Source organism: Pseudomonas kitaguniensis (genome assembly GCF_049199985.1).
Classification (GTDB): domain Bacteria; phylum Pseudomonadota; class Gammaproteobacteria; order Pseudomonadales; family Pseudomonadaceae; genus Aquipseudomonas; species Aquipseudomonas kitaguniensis.
On the sequence record NZ_JBLZPT010000012.1, the window covers coordinates 126,546 to 144,917 of the forward strand.

Sequence of the window (18,372 nt, forward strand, 5' to 3'; positions counted from 1 at the left end):
AGACTAACGCGCGTTGCGGTTCAACCATTGCTCGGCCAGCGCCCGGGCTTTTGTATCAGCTTCGAACACTGCGCCCAAATCATTTACTGGCACGACCGGCTCAAGGCTCAAAACGTCCTCAATGATACTCGCGATCTGCGGAAAGCGGATTCGCCGTTCGAGAAACGCCGCCACCGCGACTTCGTTGGCCGCATTGAGCATCGCTGGCGCACTGTTGCCCGCCTGCGCAGCATGCCGCGCCAGGCGTAAACACGGAAAGCGCTGTTCGTCCGGTGCTTCGAAGTCCAACCGCGCAATCGCGAACAGATCCAGGGGTGCCACACCGGAATCAATCCGCTGCGGCCACGCCAGGGCGTTGGCGATTGGCGTGCGCATATCGGGGTTACCCAATTGCGCCAATACCGAACCGTCCACGTAGTCGACCAGGGAATGAATCACACTTTGTGGATGGATAACCACCTCGACCTGATCTGGCCGGGCGTCGAACAGCCAACACGCCTCGATCAGTTCCAGGCCCTTGTTCATCATGCTCGCCGAATCCACCGAAATTTTGCGCCCCATGGACCAGTTCGGGTGCGCACAGGCCTGATCGGGAGACACGTGCTCCAGCTCGGCCAACGGAGTTTGACGGAAAGGCCCGCCGGATGCCGTAAGAAGAATCCGCCGCACACCGACTTGGCTCAGGCCACGCGCAAAATCACCGGGCATGCATTGGAAAATCGCGTTGTGCTCGCTGTCCAGCGGCAGCAGCACGGCGCCGCTGTTGCGTACCGCCTGCATAAAGAGTGTGCCGGACATCACCAGCGCTTCTTTGTTGGCCAGCAAAATCTTCTTGCCGGCATCAACCGCCGCCAGCGTAGGACGCAAACCTGCAGCCCCCACAATGGCTGCGACCACGGTATCGACCTCGGCATCGGCCGACACCTGGCACAAGCCCTCCTCGCCCACCAACACTTGCGTGGCAAGGCCGGCAGCCCGCAGCTCTGCCTGCAAACCACGCGCTGCAGCCGCCTCAGGCACCACAGCAAAGCGTGGCGTGTGGCGCGCACACAGCGCGAGCAGTTCAGGTAAACGCGTAAAGCCGGTCAGGGCAAACACTTGATAGCGGTCCGGGTGGCGAGCGATCACATCCAGGGTGCTCAGCCCAACCGAGCCGGTCGCACCCAATACCGTCACCTGTTGCAAACGGCTCACGAAGCGGTCATCCACAGCAGCACGGCAAAGATAGGGATCGCTGCGGTGAGGCTGTCGATTCGGTCGAGCACGCCGCCATGACCCGGCAGCAGGTTGCTGCTGTCCTTGACCCCGGCTTGGCGCTTGAACATGCTTTCAGTGAGGTCGCCCACCACCGAGATAAATACAACAATGGCGGTGCCCAACAAGGCCAGGAGGATTTCCTTCAGCGCCCAGTCACGCAGCACCCCCACCACCAGCGTGATCAGCAAGGTCAATGCCAGGCCGCCGTAAACGCCTTCCCAGCTCTTGCCAGGGCTGACGGCCGGCGCCAGTTTGCGCTTGCCGAAGGCTCGACCCGAGAAGTAAGCGCCAATATCAGCGCCCCACACCAGCACCATTACCGCCATGATCAGCCAATTGCCCATCGGCGAATTTTTGATCTCGACCAGCCCTTGCCAGGCCGGCAGCAGAATCAACAAGCCAATCACCAGCTTGCTGGCCACACTCGACCAATGGCCACTGGTGCGCGGATAGGTGAGTACCAGGAAGGTCGCCAGCGCCCACCACAGCACCGCCGCGCCCAACACCCAAGGCACCACAATGCTCGACAGGGTATGCATCAGGAACAGCAACAGCGCCACGACAGCGGCGTACACCACACGCGGTAATTGAGCGCTGAAACCCGCCAGGCGCGCCCATTCCCAAGCACCCAAGGTCACGACCAGGCCGATAAACAGCGCAAAGCTGGAACCGTTGAGCAGGAAGAAACCACACAAGGCAATCGGTAGCAGGATAAGTGCTGTGATGATTCGTTGTTTAAGCATTTAAACCCGGGCTCCAGCTTCTATCTGCTCGCTCGTTTTACCGAAGCGACGCTGACGGGAAGCGAAATCGGCCAGCGCATTACGCATGGCATCGTGTTTGAAGTCCGGCCAGAACAGGTCGGAGAAGTACAGCTCGGTGTAAGCCAACTGCCACAGCAGGAAGTTGCTGATGCGGTGCTCGCCACCGGTACGGATGCACAAGTCCGGCAACGGCAAGTCGCCCGTCACCAGGCAGGTTTGCAGCAGGTCGGGCGTAATGTCGTCCGGCCGTAGATGACCGGCCTGCACTTCGCGGGCAAGCCGCTGCGCAGCCTGGGCGATGTCCCACTGGCCACCGTAGTTGGCTGCAATTTGCAGCACAAAACGATTGGCACCCGCGGTGATCGCCTCAGCTTCGCGCATGGCCGCTTGCAGTTCCGGGTGGAACCGCGAGCGATCACCAATGATCCGCAGGCTGATATTGTTGTCGTTGAGGCGCTTGGCCTCACGACGCAGGGCCTTGAAGAACAGGTCCATGAGGGCACTGACTTCTTCGGCCGGGCGCTGCCAGTTCTCGCTGGAGAAGGCAAACAGCGTCAATACTTCGACCTTGGCCTCGGCACACACCTCAATCACGGCGCGCACCGCATCGACACCCGCTTTATGCCCGGCAACACCCGGCATAAAGCGTTTTTTCGCCCAGCGATTATTCCCATCCATGATGATCGCGACATGGCGCGGCACCACGGAAGGTACAGTCTGCTTGGTCTTTTCCATGAAGGCGTCCTGACCCCTTATACGGCCATCAGGTCCTTTTCTTTTTCTTCCGTGGCCTTGGTGATCTGGGCCTCGGCATCTTTGGTCAGCTTGTCGATGTCGGCGACGGCGCGACGCTCTTCGTCTTCGCTGATTTCTTTGTCCTTGACCAATTTTTTCAGGTCACCCAACGCATCACGACGGATGTTACGCACGGCAACGCGTGCATCTTCCGCTGCGCTGCGCGCCTGCTTGGTGAAGCCCTTGCGGGTTTCTTCAGTCAGGGCCGGCATCGAGATCAACAGCAACTCGCCGAGGTTGGTCGGGTTGAGGTTCAGGCCGGCGCTCTGGATTGCCTTGTCGACGGCGCCGAGCATGTTGCGCTCGAAGGCCACGACTTGCAGGGTGCGCGAGTCTTTCACAGTGATGTTGGCAACTTGGGTGATGGAAGTGTCTGTGCCGTAGTACGGCACCATCACGCTACCCAAAATGCTCGGGTGGGCCTTGCCCGTACGGATCTGCCCAAAAGCGTGGTTCAGAGAATCCAGCGATTTGTGCATGCGCTCTTGAGCGTCTTTCTTGATTTCGTTGATCATTGTTGGCCTTCCTCGATCAGAGTCCCTTCCGCGCCGCCGTGTACGATGTTCAGCAGGGCGCCGGGCTTGTTCATGTTAAATACGCGCAATGGCATCTTGTGGTCGCGACACAGGCAAATAGCCGTCAGGTCCATCACGCCCAGCTTGCGATCCAGTACTTCATCGTAAGTCAGATGATCGAACTTCTCGGCATGCGGGTCTTTGAATGGGTCTGCGGTGTAAACGCCATCCACCTTGGTGGCCTTGAGCACTACGTCGGCATCAATTTCGATGGCGCGCAGGCACGCAGCCGAGTCCGTGGTGAAGAACGGGTTACCGGTACCCGCAGCGAAGATCACCACTTCCTTGGCGTTCAAGTGGCGCATGGCCTTGCGGCGATCATAGTGATCGGTCACGCCGACCATGGAAATAGCCGACATCACGATTGCCGAGATGTTGGCACGCTCCAGGGCGTCACGCATGGCCAAGGCGTTCATCACAGTGGCCAGCATGCCCATGTGATCACCGGTGACCCGATCCATACCGGCCGCACTGAGTGCCGCACCACGGAACAGGTTGCCACCGCCGATCACCAGGCCGACCTGGACGCCGATACCGACCAATTGGCCGACTTCCAGCGCCATGCGGTCGAGCACCTTGGGATCAATCCCGAACTCTTCCGAGCCCATCAGGGCCTCGCCGCTAAGCTTGAGTAGAATGCGTTTATAGCGAGCTTGATAACCACTGCCCTGCTGAGCCATTGCGAATCTCTCCTGCGGCGTATTTTTAAAAATTCTTGGCGAGCCGTTTACGGCTTGCGTTCACTCTAGCTGGACGCTGTCACAGCGCCATCGGAACACGGCTTTGTAAGCCAGTTCCGATAGGAATCCAAATAAAATCGGCCTTCCCATTTGAAAAGAGGCTGCGCGCGTGAGCGGGCAGCCTCTTTCGGCGACAGTTAAAAACTGTCTTATTGCTTGGCGGCAGCCAGCTGGGCAGCAACTTCTTCAGCGAAGTTGTCGACCGGCTTCTCGATGCCGTCGCCCACTTTGTAGTAGGTGAAGGAAACGATTTCTGCACCGGCTTTTTTGGCCAGTTCGCCCACTTTGATCTCAGGGTTCTTGACGAACGCCTGCTCAACCAGGCTCGCTTCAGCCAGGAACTTGCTGATACGGCCTTTGATCATGTTTTCAACGATGTTTTCCGGCTTGCCGGCGATCTTGTCAGCGTTGAGGCTCAGGAACACGGCTTTTTCGCGCTCGATTGCGTCAGCGGACACTTCCGATGGCAGCAGGAATTCAGGGTTGCTGGCCGCTACGTGCATAGCGATGTCTTTGGCCAGTTCAACGTCGCCGCCTTTAAGGGCAACTACAACGCCGATCTTGTTACCGTGCAGGTAACCGCCAACCACATCACCTTCGATGCGAGCCAGACGACGGATGTTGACGTTTTCGCCAACCTTGCCGACCAGTACCAGGCGATCAGCTTCTTGAGCTTCGATCAACGGCTCAACAGTTGTCAGCTTGTCGTCGAATGCTTTTTTGACGCTGGCAGCAACGAATGCCTTGAAGTCGTCCTGCAGAGCCAGGAAGTCGGTCTGCGAGTTCACTTCCAGCAGAACGGCGGCTTTACCGTCTTCAACCAGAGCGATAGCGCCTTCAGCCGCTACGTTGCCTGCTTTCTTGGCAGCTTTGATGGCGCCGGAAGCACGCATGTCATCAATAGCTTTTTCGATGTCGCCGCCAGCCTTGGTCAAGGCCTTTTTGCAATCCATCATGCCTTCGCCAGTACGCTCACGCAGTTCTTTAACCAACGCTGCAGTAATCTCTGCCATTTCAAAATCCTCTTGGATAGGTTTTCAACCATTCCACCCGATCAAACGGGCGATCAATTCTTCCCGAATCTCCGTTGTAGGCCGCTGCACATGACAGAGCAATGATGCACCGCCACACGTGGGCGCCAACAAACGGTTTTCGAGGTGGCAAAAAGGGGGCCAAGCCCCCTTTTTGCTTACTGAGTCAACGCCAGGGCGTCAGTTACTCAGCGGCAGCTACCGGAGCTTCTTCAACGAACTGCTCGGTACCACCAGCAACGTGGTTGCGACCACGGATTACAGCGTCAGCCATCGAACCCATGTACAACTGGATAGCGCGGATTGCGTCATCGTTGCCTGGGATGATGTAGTCAACGCCTTCCGGGCTGCTGTTGGTATCGACTACGCCGATAACCGGGATGCCCAGTTTGTTGGCTTCGGTGATCGCGATGCGCTCGTGATCAACGTCGATAACGAACAGTGCGTCAGGCAGACCGCCCATGTCCTTGATACCACCCAGGGAACGATCGAGCTTTTCCAGATCGCGAGTGCGCATCAGCGCCTCTTTCTTGGTCAGCTTGGCGAACGTACCGTCTTCGGCCTGGATTTCAAGGTCACGCAGACGCTTGATGGAAGCACGGATGGTTTTGAAGTTGGTCAGCATGCCGCCCAACCAGCGGTGATCGACGTACGGCGAACCGCAACGTGCTGCTTCTTCAGCAACGATCTTGCCAGCGGAACGCTTGGTGCCAACGAACAGAATCTTGTTTTTGCCTTGGGCCAGACGCTCTACGAAAGTCAAAGCTTCGTTGAACATTGGCAGGGTTTTTTCAAGGTTGATAATGTGGATCTTGTTACGCGCGCCGAAAATGTATTTACCCATTTTCGGGTTCCAGTAACGGGTCTGGTGACCGAAGTGCACACCGGCCTTCAGCATATCGCGCATGTTGACTTGGGACATGATAGTTCCTTAATAAGTCGGGTTTGGCCTCCACGTATCCCAATGACCAACCAGCGGCTTCAAGGCCTCCGGCACCCAGGTCATCGTGTCGACACGTGTGTGGATTTAAGCTTCGCGGGGTATCCCCGGAAAGCGGCGCATTTTATACCATACGAAGGACAAAAACGAAACCCGAATTCACAGTTGCCGCGTGACGCTTTTGCGTAACCCTTTGAATAGCCCCAACAAGCCCCATTTTATAGCCTCCAGGCCTATGTGGAAGCAGGCTTGCTCACGATGCAGGCAGCTCGATACTGATGCCTATAGAAAGAAGCGATCACCAGGCGCTCATAATTTGCCACCCACGTCTGGTAGAATCACGTTTTTTGGGGCTTGTGCGAATTCTTTAACCTTTTGTCGCACGCCCGTAAACCGTATTGATTTCAGCGCGTCGCGCTAGAGAGAGCCTGTATGACCGTTACCTTGAAAACCGCCGAAGACATCGCCGGCATGCGCGTCGCCGGCAAACTGGCTGCCGACGTGCTGGAAATGATCGCCGAACACGTCAAGCCAGGCGTCACCACCGAAACCCTGGACCGCCTGTGCCACGACTATATAGTTGACGTGCAAAAAGCCATCCCTGCTCCGCTGAACTACAAAGGCTTCCCCAAGTCGATCTGCACCTCGATCAACCACGTGGTGTGCCACGGCATCCCGGGCGACAAGCCGCTCAAAGATGGCGACACCCTGAACATCGACGTCACCGTGATCAAAGACGGCTACCACGGCGACACCAGCCGCATGTTCCACGTCGGCACGGTACCGGTCTGGGCCGAGCGCCTGTCGCAGATCACCCAGGAATGCATGTACAAGGCCATCGAAATCGTCAAACCCGGCTGCCGCCTGGGCGATATTGGTGAAGTGATCCAGAAGCACGCTGAAAAGAACGGCTTCTCGGTGGTGCGCGAGTTCTGCGGCCATGGCATCGGCAAGGTGTTCCACGAAGAACCGCAGATCCTGCACTACGGCCGCGCCGGCACCGGCATGGAACTGAAAGCCGGCATGACCTTCACCATCGAGCCGATGATCAACCAGGGCAAAGCCGACACCAAAGTGCTGGGCGACGGCTGGACCGCCATCACCAAAGACCGCAAGCTGTCGGCGCAGTGGGAACATACCCTGCTGGTGACCGACACCGGTTACGAAATTTTCACCCTGCGCGCCGACGACACAATCCCGCGTATTTCGGCGTAAGGCTGGCCCTGGTTTTCCCACTCCGTGTTGTGACCGACTGATAGATAGAAAGGAAAGCCGATCGATGCCCCAGGTGGATCCCGAACTCTTCGACCGCGGCCAGTTCCAGGCCGAACTGGCACTGAAGGCAAGCCCCATCGCAGCCTTCAAGAAGGCTATCCGTCAGGCGCGCGAGGTGCTTGATGAGCGCTTTCGCAAGGGCCGGGACATTCGTCGGCTGATCGAGGACCGCGCCTGGTTCGTCGACAATATCCTGCAAAAAGCCTGGGAACAGTTCAGTTGGAGCGAAGACGCCGACATCGCCCTGGTGGCGGTCGGCGGCTATGGGCGTGGCGAGCTGCACCCTTACTCCGACATCGACTTGCTGATTCTGCTCGACAGCGCCGATCATGAGATTTTTCGCGATTCCATCGAGCGGTTTCTGACGCTGCTGTGGGACATCGGCCTGGAAGTCGGCCAGAGCGTGCGCTCGGTAGACGAATGCGCCGAAGAGGCCCGCGCCGACCTGACCATCATCACCAACCTGATGGAAAGCCGCACCATCGCTGGCCCCGAACGCCTGCGCCAGCGCATGCTCGAAGTCACCAGTACTGCGCATATGTGGCCAAGCAAGGATTTCTTCCTGGCCAAGCGCGCCGAGCAAAAAGCCCGGCACCACAAGTACAACGACACCGAATACAACCTGGAGCCCAACGTCAAAGGCTCGCCGGGCGGGCTGCGCGACATCCAGACGATCCTGTGGGTGGCCCGCCGCCAATACGGCACGCTGAACCTGCGCGCCCTGGCAGGCGAAGGTTTTCTGGTGGAAAGCGAGAACGCGTTGCTGGCCTCGTCCCAAGAGTTTTTGTGGAAGGTGCGCTACGCCCTGCACATGCTCGCCGGGCGTTCCGAAGACCGCCTGCTGTTCGACCATCAGCGCTCTATCGCGACCCTGCTGGGCTATGAAAGCGAAGATGCCAAAACCAGCATCGAAAGCTTCATGCAACAGTATTACCGGGTGGTCATGAGCATTGCCCAGCTCAGTGACTTGATCATTCAGCACTTCGAAGAAGTGATATTGGCCCCCGAAGACGAGGCGCCACCGCAACCGATCAACTCGCGCTTCCAGTTGCACGACGGCTATATCGAGGCGCGCAACGACAACGTGTTCAAGCGCACCCCGTTCGCGATGCTGGAAATCTTCGTGCTGATGGCCCAACAGCCGGAAATCAAAGGCGTGCGCGCCGACACCATCCGCCTGCTGCGCGAAAACCGGCACCTGATCGACGACGACTTCCGCAACGACATTCGCAATACCAGCCTGTTTATCGAGCTGTTCAAGTGCCGCATCGGCATCCACCGCAACCTGCGCCGGATGAACCGCTACGGCATTCTGGGGCGCTACCTGCCGGAGTTCGGCTTTATCGTCGGGCAAATGCAGCACGACCTGTTCCACATCTATACCGTGGACGCGCACACCCTGAACCTGATCAAACACCTGCGCAAGTTGCAGTACACCCAGGTCTCAGAGAAATTCCCGCTGGCCAGCAAGCTCATGGCGCGGCTGCCCAAGCCCGAGCTGATTTACCTGGCCGGTCTGTACCACGACATTGGCAAGGGCCGTCACGGCGACCATTCGGAAGTCGGCGCGGTCGACGCAGAAGCGTTCTGCCAGCGCCATCAACTGCCCGCGTGGGACAGCCGTCTGATCGTCTGGCTGGTGCAGAACCACTTGGTGATGTCGACCACCGCCCAGCGCAAGGACTTGTCAGACCCGCAGGTGATCCACGATTTTGCGCAAATCGTCGGCGACGAAACGCACCTCGACTACCTGTACGTGCTGACGGTATCCGACATCAACGCCACCAACCCGACCCTGTGGAACTCGTGGCGCGCCAGCCTGTTGCGCCAGCTCTACACCGAGACCAAGCGCGCGTTGCGCCGTGGCCTGGAAAACCCGGTGGACCGCGAAGAGCAGATCCGCCGCACCCAAAGCGCGGCCCTGGACATACTGGTGCGCGGTGGCAACGACCCGGACGACGTCGAGCAGTTGTGGTCGCAACTGGGCGATGATTACTTTCTGCGCCACACCGCGGGCGACGTGGCCTGGCACAGTGACGCGATTCTGCAACAGCCGGCTGATGGCGGCCCGTTGGTGCTGATCAAGGAAACCACCCAACGTGAATTCGAGGGCGGCACGCAGATTTTCATCTACGCACCGGACCAGCACGACTTCTTCGCGGTGACCGTGGCCGCCATGGACCAGCTAAACCTGAACATCCATGACGCCCGGGTTATCACCTCAAGCAGCCAGTTCACTCTCGACACCTATATTGTGCTCGACACCGACGGCGACTCGATTGGCGACAACCCCGCGCGGGTTAAAAAAATTCGCGAAGGCCTCACCGAAGCCCTGCGCAACCCCGACGACTACCCGACCATTATCCAGCGCCGGGTGCCGCGCCAACTCAAGCACTTTGCGTTTGCGCCCCAAGTGACCATTTCCAACGACGCCCAGCGCCCGGTCACGGTGCTCGAACTCAGCGCGCCGGACCGCCCAGGCTTGCTGGCGCGCATTGGCGGGATTTTCCTGGAGTTCGACCTGTCGTTGCAGAATGCCAAGATTGCAACCCTCGGCGAGCGCGTGGAAGACGTGTTCTTTATCACCGATGCCGACAACCAACCACTGTCCGACCCAGAGCTGTGCCGACGTTTGCAGGCAGCAATCGTCCAGCAATTGAGCGTGACCCAGGAGCCTGGCGTCGAGCTGACACGCCTGACGATTTGAATTTTAACGTTGTGAACGCGATTCCTGTGGCAGCAATGCCATCGCAGGCAAGCCAACTCCCACAGGGTCAGCGTTCATCCTGACAGAGAACATCATGAACAACGCTCTGAACCAGTTGCAGCCCTACCCGTTCGAAAAATTGCGCGCCCTGCTGGGCAGCGTCACGCCGAACCCGGACAAACGCCCGATTGCGTTGTCGATTGGCGAGCCCAAACACAAATCCCCGGCATTTGTTGCCCAGGCATTGGCTGATAACCTCGACCAGATGGCGGTTTACCCCTCCACGCTGGGCATCCCGGCCTTGCGTGAGGCGATTGGCGCCTGGTGCGAGCGCCGCTTCAATGTGCCCAAGGGCTGGCTGGACCCGGCGCGCAACATCCTGCCGGTCAACGGCACGCGCGAAGCGCTGTTCGCCTTTACCCAGACCGTGGTCAACCGCAGCGACGACGCATTGGTGGTGAGCCCGAACCCGTTCTACCAGATCTACGAAGGTGCCGCCTTCCTTGCAGGTGCCACGCCGCATTACCTGCCGTGCCTGGATGAAAACGGCTTCAACCCGGACTTTGACGCCGTGTCTGCGGACGTCTGGAAACGCTGCCAGATCCTGTTTCTGTGCTCGCCAGGCAACCCTACCGGCGCACTGATCCCCGTCGACACGCTGAAAAAACTCATCGCCCTGGCGGACGAACACGACTTCGTCATCGCCGCCGACGAGTGCTACAGCGAGCTGTACTTCGACGAGCAAACGCCGCCGCCGGGCCTGCTGAGCGCCTGCGTCGAGCTGGGCCGCACTGACTTCAAGCGTTGCGTGGTGTTTCACAGCTTGTCCAAGCGCTCCAACCTGCCAGGCCTGCGTTCGGGCTTTGTGGCCGGCGACGCGGCTATCCTCAAGGCATTTTTGTTGTACCGCACCTACCACGGCTGCGCGATGCCGGTGCAAACCCAACTGGCCAGCGTCGCCGCCTGGCAAGACGAAGCCCACGTGCTGGCCAACCGTGACCTGTACCGCGAAAAGTTCGACGCGGTGCTGGCGATTCTGAAGCCGGTGCTGGACGTGCAAAGCCCGGACGGCGGGTTTTACCTGTGGCCGAATGTGAATGGAGATGATGCTGCGTTTTGCCGGGACTTGTTCGTGGAGGAACACGTAACCGTGGTACCGGGTTCGTTCCTGTCACGCGAAGTCGACGGCGTTAACCCTGGCGCCGGTCGCGTGCGCATGGCGCTGGTCGCGCCGCTGGCTGAATGCGTGGAAGCGGCCGAGCGGATTCGCGCGTTTATCCAGCGCAAGCAGTAACTGCTTCAATACCCGCACCGTGCAACGCGGTGCGGGTTAGACAGGCGCCGTTAACGGCGCCTTATAATCGCTGTTAATGGAACTGAACATTTAGAACACACCACGCAAGGTGTGCAAGGCCGTTATTGCTTAACTAACTTCACTTACACCTCCACTGGAATAATGATGACTGTTAACGCCACGCTTGACTTGTACACCACCCCTGCATTCTTTCCCCTTCAAACAGCGCCAACCGAAGCAATCAGACAAGCCCGTGGCATCGCCACTACCGCGTATCTATGGCCACAAAACTCAACCATTACCATCTCCATGTTTGACATGCCTGACGGCGCAAAAGACTACATTAAAAAAAATATAAACCTTTGGCAGCCTTACACTAATTTGAAATTTGATTTCATCAACAGCAATGATGGCGATATCAGGATATCCGGAAAAAAAGATGCTGGCGGGTGTTGGTCAGCCATAGGCACGGAGGCAAAAACACTTCCAATCGGCGACCCTACGATGCACATTGACCTCGTTCAAACAGCTGATTTATTGAACCAGTCAATACGGCATGAGTTCGGTCACGCACTGGGCCTTGAGCATGAACACCAACACCCGGATAACACTATAAAGTGGGACACGGGAAAGCTGTATAAGGCCGCCGCACTGGATAATATTTCAGACGCGGACACCTATGAAAATTTTTTAAAACCACACGACCCAACAACCACAACCCAATCAGCGTATGACGCCGCTTCAATTATGCACTACAAAGTTCTGCCTTCGGTAACAAACGATGGGAGTCAAGTCGGTTTCAACGAGGAGCTATCAGAAGGCGATAAAAATTTCATGACATTTCTTTATCCTCCCACCTCTGTATCACCACTACCCTGATGCTTATTGCAGGGCTGCCAGGTCAGTAGCCCTGTATCACTACCCCCAACATTACGCAGTGCAGTGCACGTGTAGACCCTCATTCATCACAGGTGCGTAACCACAAACAATAGGCCAGGAATCTCTCCAGGCTCAGGTCGAATAAACATGTGTATATCCAACCCGTTGAGTGTCACTGATGATCAATAACTTGCCACCGCTGCCTGTTTATCCTCGCCACTGCGAGCCGTCCATTGAACCTGACAGTTTAGACACCCACACCCAAAGTCTTTCCAGGAGACGGCGCAATATCGGTGAGCCGGGCAAATATTGGCCGCAACACAGTACACTCAAGATTGCTCTGTATGATTACGAAATCGACGATGAATACGTGCAGGCAGTCATAAAAGCCGCCAGCCACTGGTTGCCGCATATCAATCTGAAGTTTGAATTCGTGAGCGGCGACGAAGGTGATGTGCGCATCTCGCAGAATCTTGCGGGCGACGCCGGCGGATCATCGAAATTAGGGACTGACGCCAAAGAAAAACCCTGGTACCCCAGCATGTACCTGCCCAGGAACCATGCGGACCCGAGGTTTGAATACGTGGTGATGCATGAGTTCGGGCACATGCTGGGTGCCCATCATGCCCACCAACATCCCGAAGCCTATATCCCTTGGGACATCAAGAAAATAGCTGCAAGCTACAAGCTTAGGGGCTATTTGAACGAGCAGGATATGGAAAAAAACCTGCTGCCGCTGCCTCGCAGCAGCACCTACGATTTTCTGCCTTACGACCCCGACTCGGTCATGCACTACGAGGTTGAACCGAGCATGACTGATGGCAATTGGGGCCAAAGTGAGTCTTGGGAGATCAGCGACGGGGACATTGCCTGGGCACACAAGGCCTATCCACAACCGGAACAGCCTTAGGCCAGCAGTGAACTACTTCTGCAAACCAAGGTTCGCCTCACTCATATCCAGGTCCGCCAACACCTCGCGCAACACGTCATCACCAATCTGGTGATGGCGGCTCAAGCTGTACAACTCCAACCGTTGTGCGCGCAAGGCCCTGAGCCGCAGCCTGCGCTCAAGCTGGTCCATCTGCTGCGCCAGCGCCTGGGCTTCGGCCGAGTCGTTGAACACGTCTAACTGGTGGCGATATTCCGACATCAAACGCGCCTTCAGCTCGGTCGCCAGCGCGGCCTGAGCGGCGTCCTGGCTTTCGGTTTCTGTCGGTTCCTGAGCTTCCAGGGCATGAATGGCGGCCACCGCGGTTTTTTTCCACGCCTCGCGCACTTCATTGTGACGCTGCTCATCCGGGCTTTTTTCGATACCGCGCAACAGCAAGGGCAAGGCGATGCAGGCGGAAATCAACGACAGCAAAATCACCCCGGCAGCAATAAAGATCAGCAGATCGCGCTCCGGGAAATCCTGCCCCGGCGCCAACAGCAAAGGCACCGACATCACACCCGCCAGCGTCACTGCACCGCGCACGCCGCCAACGGTCAACAGCCAGCAGGAACGGGCCGTCGGCACCATGGTCAACTCGCTTTTGCCACGAAGGCGGCGCAGCAAACCCGACAGCCGCCAGATGCTTTGCACCCAGATAAACCGCAGCACGACCAGCACCATAAAAATCGCAATCACTTCCAGGCAGCGATACAACAGGGTTGGCCACAGCGTCGGCTCATGGCTCACCACCGCCTTGATGATGTCCGGCAACTGCAGGCCCAATAACAGGAAGATCAGGCCGTTGAACGCAAACTCCAACAGCGACCAGACACTGCGATTGAGCAAGCGTGTGCTGGTTTGGCGTGGCAGCAAGTCGAGCCAGCTTTGCATCATCCCCGCCGCTACCGCCGACAAAATACCCGATGCGCCCAGGCGTTCAGCCAACACATACGCGGCGAACGGCAGCAGCAACATGAACACCACGTGGGTGGCCGGGTCGTCCCAGCCCCGCGCGATCATCCAGGCACGCAACCGGCCGACCAACCAGCTCAATGCCACGCCGACGGCCAGGCCACCCACCGCCACCAGCACAAAGGTCAGGCTGGCATCCGCCAGGGAAAACACGCCGGTCAGCGCCGCCGCCAGCGCGAACTTGAACGTCACCAGGCCCGAGGCATCATTCATCAAGGCTTCGCCCTGCAGCATATGCATCAGCGGCTTGGGCAAACGATTTTGGGAAATAGCTGACACCGCCACGGCATCGGTCGGTGATAAAACAGCCGCCAGGGCGAAGGCAACCGGCAGTGGAATTGCAGGCAATAGCCAATGAATGAAATAACCGGCGCCGACCACCGTGAACAGCACCAACCCCACCGCCAACGTCAGGATAGGCCCGCGCAGGCGCCACAACTCGCGCTTGGGCATGCGCCAACCATCGGAGAACAACAGCGGCGGCAGGAACAGAAACAGGAACAGCTCCGGGTCCAGGGCCACATGCAGGCCCAACGTCGGCCAGGCCAACAAGGCGCCGGCGGCGATCTGCACCAAGGGTAACGGCAGAGGAATGACACGCCCCACAAGGCGCGAAACGCTGACCAGCATCAGCAAGATAAGAACGGTGTAGGCGGTTTGCATAACGCGGGTTTCCCGGACAATCGGCTTGCAACGACACCTATCTGGCAACAACTGGCCGTTGAAGTGCCATATTACCCGGCTATGTTACCCACCCAGGCGCTGCATGACCGTGACGAGCGGCACCCAAACGCGCTGGTCATGGCATAATCCGTGATCTTTAGTTTTTTTCGTACACAGCATCAGATCAGAGGGGGGCAATTCCTTGACCGCTTCAAGCAAAACGTTGCACCTTTTTGGCATCAAAGCCTGCGACACCATGAAAAAGGCCCGCACCTGGCTCGATGAGCACGCTGTGAGCTATGCGTTCCACGACTACAAAACGGCCGGTATCGACCGCGAACACTTGACCCAATGGTGCAACGAGCACGGTTGGCAGGTGGTTTTGAACCGTGCGGGCACCACCTTTCGCAAACTCGAAGACGAACGCAAAGCCGATCTCGATCAGTCGAAAGCCATTGAATTGATGCTCGCACAACCCTCGATGATCAAGCGCCCAGTGCTCGATCTCGGCGACAGAACCCTGATTGGCTTCAAGCCAGATAGTTATTCGGCAGCCCTTACGTAGGCCAGCCCTTCCATTTTTGTAGAGGTAACAGCATGTCCAACTCCCTGTTCAGCCTGGGCTTCGGCGTCGGCACTCAGAACCGCCAAGGTGTTTGGCTGGAAGTGTTTTACGCACAACCATTGCTCAACCCGTCGGCTGAAATCATCAACGCCATCGCGCCGATCATTGGTTACACCGACGGCAACCAGGCCATTACATTTACTGTCACCCAGGCCTTGCAAATGGCCGACGCGCTTAAAGGCGTCGACAGTGCTCAAGCGGCTTTGCTCAGCCGCCTGGCTGAAAGCCACACCCCGCTGGTGGCCACACTGTTGGCTGAAGACGCGGCACTGACGTCCACGCCCGAGGCTTACCTCAAGTTGCACCTGCTGTCGCATCGCCTGGTCAAGCCGCACGGCCTGAGCCTGGCCGGTGTGTTCCCGCAGTTGCCGAACGTGGCGTGGACCAGCCAGGGCGCGATCGACATCAGCGAACTGGCTGAGCGCCAACTCGAAGCGCGCCTGCGTGGCGAGCTGCTGGAAGTGTTCTCGGTAGACAAGTTCCCGAAAATGACCGACTACGTGGTTCCGGCCGGCGTGCGTATCGCTGATGCCGCGCGTATCCGCTTGGGCGCCTACGTGGGCGAAGGCACCACGGTAATGCACGAAGGTTTCGTCAACTTCAACGCCGGCACCGAAGGCCCGGGCATGATCGAAGGCCGCGTGTCGGCTGGCGTATTCGTCGGCAAAGGCTCCGACCTGGGCGGCGGCTGCTCCACCATGGGCACGCTGTCGGGCGGCGGCAACATCGTGATCAAGGTGGGCGAAGGCTGCCTGATCGGCGCCAACGCCGGCATCGGTATCCCGTTGGGCGACCGCAATACCGTAGAGTCGGGCCTGTACGTGACTGCCGGGACCAAAGTTGCACTGCTCGACGAGCAAAACCAACTGGTTAAGGTGGTTAAAGCCCGCGAATTGGCCGGCCAACCCGACCTGCTGTTCCGCCGCAACTCCGAGACCGGTGCCGTGGAGTGCAAAACCCACAAATCGGCTATCGAACTGAACGAAGCGCTGCACGCTCACAACTAAGCATCCACTCGATGCCACTAGCGAGCCGTGCCTTTGCGGTGCGGCTCGCCATACGAGTCTTGAACACCATGCTTGTGCCTTCCCCCTGGCGCGCTGATTTTCCGGCCATCGCCACCCTGCAACGGCAAGACCAGACCTACCTGGACAACGCCGCCACTACGCAAAAACCTCAAGCCCTGCTGGATGCGATCAGCCACTACTACACCAATGGCGCAGCCAATGTGCACCGTGCCCAGCATTTGCCGGGCGCCCATGCTACCCAGGCCTTTGAAGACAGTCGCAGCAAGGTCGCGCAGTGGTTGAACGCAGGTGACAGCGGGCAGATTGTTTTTACCCACGGCGCAACCTCTGCGCTGAACCTCCTGGCCTATGGCCTTGAGCACTTATTCAATGCCGGCGATGAAATTGTTATCAGCGCCCTCGAACACCACGCCAACCTGCTGCCCTGGCAGCAACTGGCCAAACGTCGCGCGCTCACGCTGGTGGTATTGCCGCTGGGCGAGGACGGCGTGATTGACCTTCAAGCCGCCGCCGGGTTGATCGGCCCGCGCACGCGCTTGCTGGCGGTGAGCCAGTTATCCAACGTACTCGGCGCCTGGCAACCCTTGGAAGCCTTGCTGGCAATGGCCAAGGCCCACGGCGCACTGAGCGTGGTGGATGGTGCCCAAGGCATCGTCCATGGCCGCCATGATGTGCAGGCGCTGGGCTGCGATTTCTACGTATTCTCCAGCCACAAGCTCTACGGGCCGGACGGCGTCGGCGTGTTGTACGGGCGCAACGAAGCCCTGCATCACCTGCGCCACTGGCAGTTTGGCGGCGAGATGGTGCAACAGGCGGACTACCACAGCGCCAGTTTCCGCCCCGCGCCGCTGGGTTTTGAAGCGGGCACACCGCCGATTGCCGGCGTGATCGGCTTGGGCGCCACGCTGGATTACCTGAGTTCGCTGGATCAACAGGCCGTGGTCGCCCATGAAGCGGCCTTGCACGACTACCTGCTGCGCGGGCTGAAAGCACGCAACGGCGTGCGCGTGCTGGGTTCGCCGCACGTGGCGTTGGCCAGTTTTGTGGTGGACGGCGTGCACAATGCCGACCTCGCGCACGTGCTGACCGAGCAAGGTATTGCGGTGCGTGCCGGGCATCATTGTGCAATGCCGTTGCTCAAGGCGATGCACTTGTCGGGGGCGATTCGTGTGTCGCTGGCGCTGTACAACGATTCCGACGACCTGGAGCGTTTTTTTGAAGCGCTCGACCAAGCGCTGGAGCTGTTGCGATGAGCTTGCCGGTGGATGCAGTCAGCGCGCTGGAGGCTTTTCAAGCAGTCGGCAGTTGGGAGCAACGCGCGCGCCTGTTGATGCAATGGGGCGAGCGGCTGCCGGCCCTGGCCGATGAGGATAAGGTCGACGCCAACCTCGTACAGGGCTGCGAAAGCCTGGTGTGGTTGGTCGGCCGCCTGCAAGATGGCCATTGGCAATTTGCCGCGCGCAGCGACGCGCGGATGATTCGTGGTTTGGTGGCGTTGCTGCTGGCGCGGGTTAACGGCCTGTCGGCTGCCGATTTGCAGAGGGTTGACCTGCCCGACTGGTTCGATCAACTGGGGCTTTCCCGGCAGTTGTCAGTGTCGCGCAGTAATGGCTTGAATGCGGTATTGCAGCGCATGCGAGACTTGAGCCGTATACAGAACTGATTGTGGGAGCGGTGATGCAGTTAGCCACTGACACTTTTTAAGTGCATATCCGTTTTTTGGGCGATGGCTTATATCGGTTGCGCTTTTACAGCGAGTCACTTTTAAAAGGCCCGGAAGCCGACCCAATCTCCCAAGCAGAATGCAGTCAACTGTGGGAGCGGGGGGGGGGGGGGGGGGGGGGGGGGGGGGGAAAAAATTTTTTATATAAAAAAACCCCCCCCACCCGCCCCCCC

17 protein-coding genes are annotated in these 18,372 nt (G+C 58.6%); 9 read left to right on the forward strand and 8 right to left on the reverse strand.

Annotation, left to right across the window (positions count from 1 at the left end; genetic code table 11):
- Positions 1-3: 3 nt before the first annotated feature.
- The 7 genes from ispC to rpsB all read right to left on the reverse strand — a co-directional run bounded on the left by ispC (position 4) and on the right by rpsB (position 6,084).
- Positions 4-1,194, reverse strand: coding sequence for a 1-deoxy-D-xylulose-5-phosphate reductoisomerase (gene ispC, locus ACOZK9_RS16555; RefSeq protein ID WP_058412419.1), 1,191 nt, complete (start codon positions 1,192-1,194; stop codon positions 4-6).
- Entirely contained in the window at positions 1,191-2,000 is an 810-nt protein-coding gene (locus ACOZK9_RS16560) for a phosphatidate cytidylyltransferase (RefSeq protein WP_421556203.1), read from the reverse strand. The genes ispC and ACOZK9_RS16560 overlap by 4 nt, the downstream gene beginning before the upstream one ends.
- Complete coding sequence (gene uppS, locus ACOZK9_RS16565) at positions 2,001-2,756, reverse strand: polyprenyl diphosphate synthase (protein WP_058412421.1); 756 nt, start codon at positions 2,754-2,756, stop codon at positions 2,001-2,003.
- 17 nt (positions 2,757-2,773) lie between these two features.
- Entirely contained in the window at positions 2,774-3,331 is a 558-nt protein-coding gene (frr, locus tag ACOZK9_RS16570) for a ribosome recycling factor (protein ID WP_058412422.1), read from the reverse strand.
- On the reverse strand, positions 3,328-4,071 hold the full coding sequence (gene pyrH / locus ACOZK9_RS16575) for a UMP kinase (RefSeq protein WP_003172271.1): 744 nt from the start codon (positions 4,069-4,071) through the stop codon (positions 3,328-3,330). The genes frr and pyrH overlap by 4 nt, the downstream gene beginning before the upstream one ends.
- A gap of 209 nt (positions 4,072-4,280) precedes the next feature.
- Positions 4,281-5,144 (reverse strand): translation elongation factor Ts, encoded by an 864-nt coding sequence (gene tsf, locus ACOZK9_RS16580; RefSeq protein WP_058412423.1) that lies wholly within the window; start codon positions 5,142-5,144, stop codon positions 4,281-4,283.
- Positions 5,145-5,346: 202 nt separating this feature from the next.
- Complete coding sequence (gene rpsB / locus ACOZK9_RS16585) at positions 5,347-6,084, reverse strand: 30S ribosomal protein S2 (protein ID WP_058412424.1); 738 nt, start codon at positions 6,082-6,084, stop codon at positions 5,347-5,349.
- A 450-nt stretch (positions 6,085-6,534) separates the two neighbouring features.
- On the opposite strand from rpsB, the gene map reads away from it, so the two are divergent.
- The 5 genes from map to ACOZK9_RS16610 all read left to right on the forward strand — a co-directional run bounded on the left by map (position 6,535) and on the right by ACOZK9_RS16610 (position 13,167).
- Positions 6,535-7,317, forward strand: a complete 783-nt coding sequence (gene map / locus ACOZK9_RS16590; RefSeq protein ID WP_058412425.1) for a type I methionyl aminopeptidase — start codon at positions 6,535-6,537, stop codon at positions 7,315-7,317.
- 64 nt (positions 7,318-7,381) lie between these two features.
- Positions 7,382-10,084, forward strand: a complete 2,703-nt coding sequence (locus tag ACOZK9_RS16595; protein WP_122250993.1) for a [protein-PII] uridylyltransferase — start codon at positions 7,382-7,384, stop codon at positions 10,082-10,084.
- 94 nt (positions 10,085-10,178) lie between these two features.
- Positions 10,179-11,378: a succinyldiaminopimelate transaminase gene (dapC, locus tag ACOZK9_RS16600; protein ID WP_421556204.1), complete on the forward strand. Its 1,200-nt coding sequence runs from the start codon at positions 10,179-10,181 to the stop codon at positions 11,376-11,378.
- A 165-nt stretch (positions 11,379-11,543) separates the two neighbouring features.
- Complete coding sequence (locus ACOZK9_RS16605; protein WP_421556205.1) at positions 11,544-12,257, forward strand: M12 family metallopeptidase; 714 nt, start codon at positions 11,544-11,546, stop codon at positions 12,255-12,257.
- A 178-nt stretch (positions 12,258-12,435) separates the two neighbouring features.
- Positions 12,436-13,167 carry a M12 family metallopeptidase gene (locus ACOZK9_RS16610; protein WP_122250996.1) on the forward strand — a complete coding sequence of 244 codons (732 nt, stop codon included), beginning with the start codon at positions 12,436-12,438 and terminating at the stop codon, positions 13,165-13,167.
- Positions 13,168-13,179: 12 nt separating this feature from the next.
- Here the strand turns inward: ACOZK9_RS16610 and ACOZK9_RS16615 are convergent, their stop codons facing one another.
- Entirely contained in the window at positions 13,180-14,823 is a 1,644-nt protein-coding gene (locus tag ACOZK9_RS16615) for a Na+/H+ antiporter (RefSeq protein WP_122250997.1), read from the reverse strand.
- Positions 14,824-15,025: 202 nt separating this feature from the next.
- Between ACOZK9_RS16615 and ACOZK9_RS16620 the strand changes: the two genes are divergently transcribed.
- The 4 genes from ACOZK9_RS16620 to ACOZK9_RS16635 all read left to right on the forward strand — a co-directional run bounded on the left by ACOZK9_RS16620 (position 15,026) and on the right by ACOZK9_RS16635 (position 18,139).
- Entirely contained in the window at positions 15,026-15,388 is a 363-nt protein-coding gene (locus ACOZK9_RS16620; RefSeq protein WP_058412431.1) for an ArsC family reductase, read from the forward strand.
- 32 nt (positions 15,389-15,420) lie between these two features.
- Positions 15,421-16,455, forward strand: a complete 1,035-nt coding sequence (gene dapD / locus ACOZK9_RS16625) for a 2,3,4,5-tetrahydropyridine-2,6-dicarboxylate N-succinyltransferase (RefSeq protein WP_421556206.1) — start codon at positions 15,421-15,423, stop codon at positions 16,453-16,455.
- A gap of 68 nt (positions 16,456-16,523) precedes the next feature.
- Positions 16,524-17,729 (forward strand): aminotransferase class V-fold PLP-dependent enzyme, encoded by a 1,206-nt coding sequence (locus ACOZK9_RS16630; RefSeq protein ID WP_058412433.1) that lies wholly within the window; start codon positions 16,524-16,526, stop codon positions 17,727-17,729.
- Entirely contained in the window at positions 17,726-18,139 is a 414-nt protein-coding gene (locus ACOZK9_RS16635; RefSeq protein ID WP_058412434.1) for a SufE family protein, read from the forward strand. The genes ACOZK9_RS16630 and ACOZK9_RS16635 overlap by 4 nt, the downstream gene beginning before the upstream one ends.
- Positions 18,140-18,372: the final 233 nt, after the last annotated feature.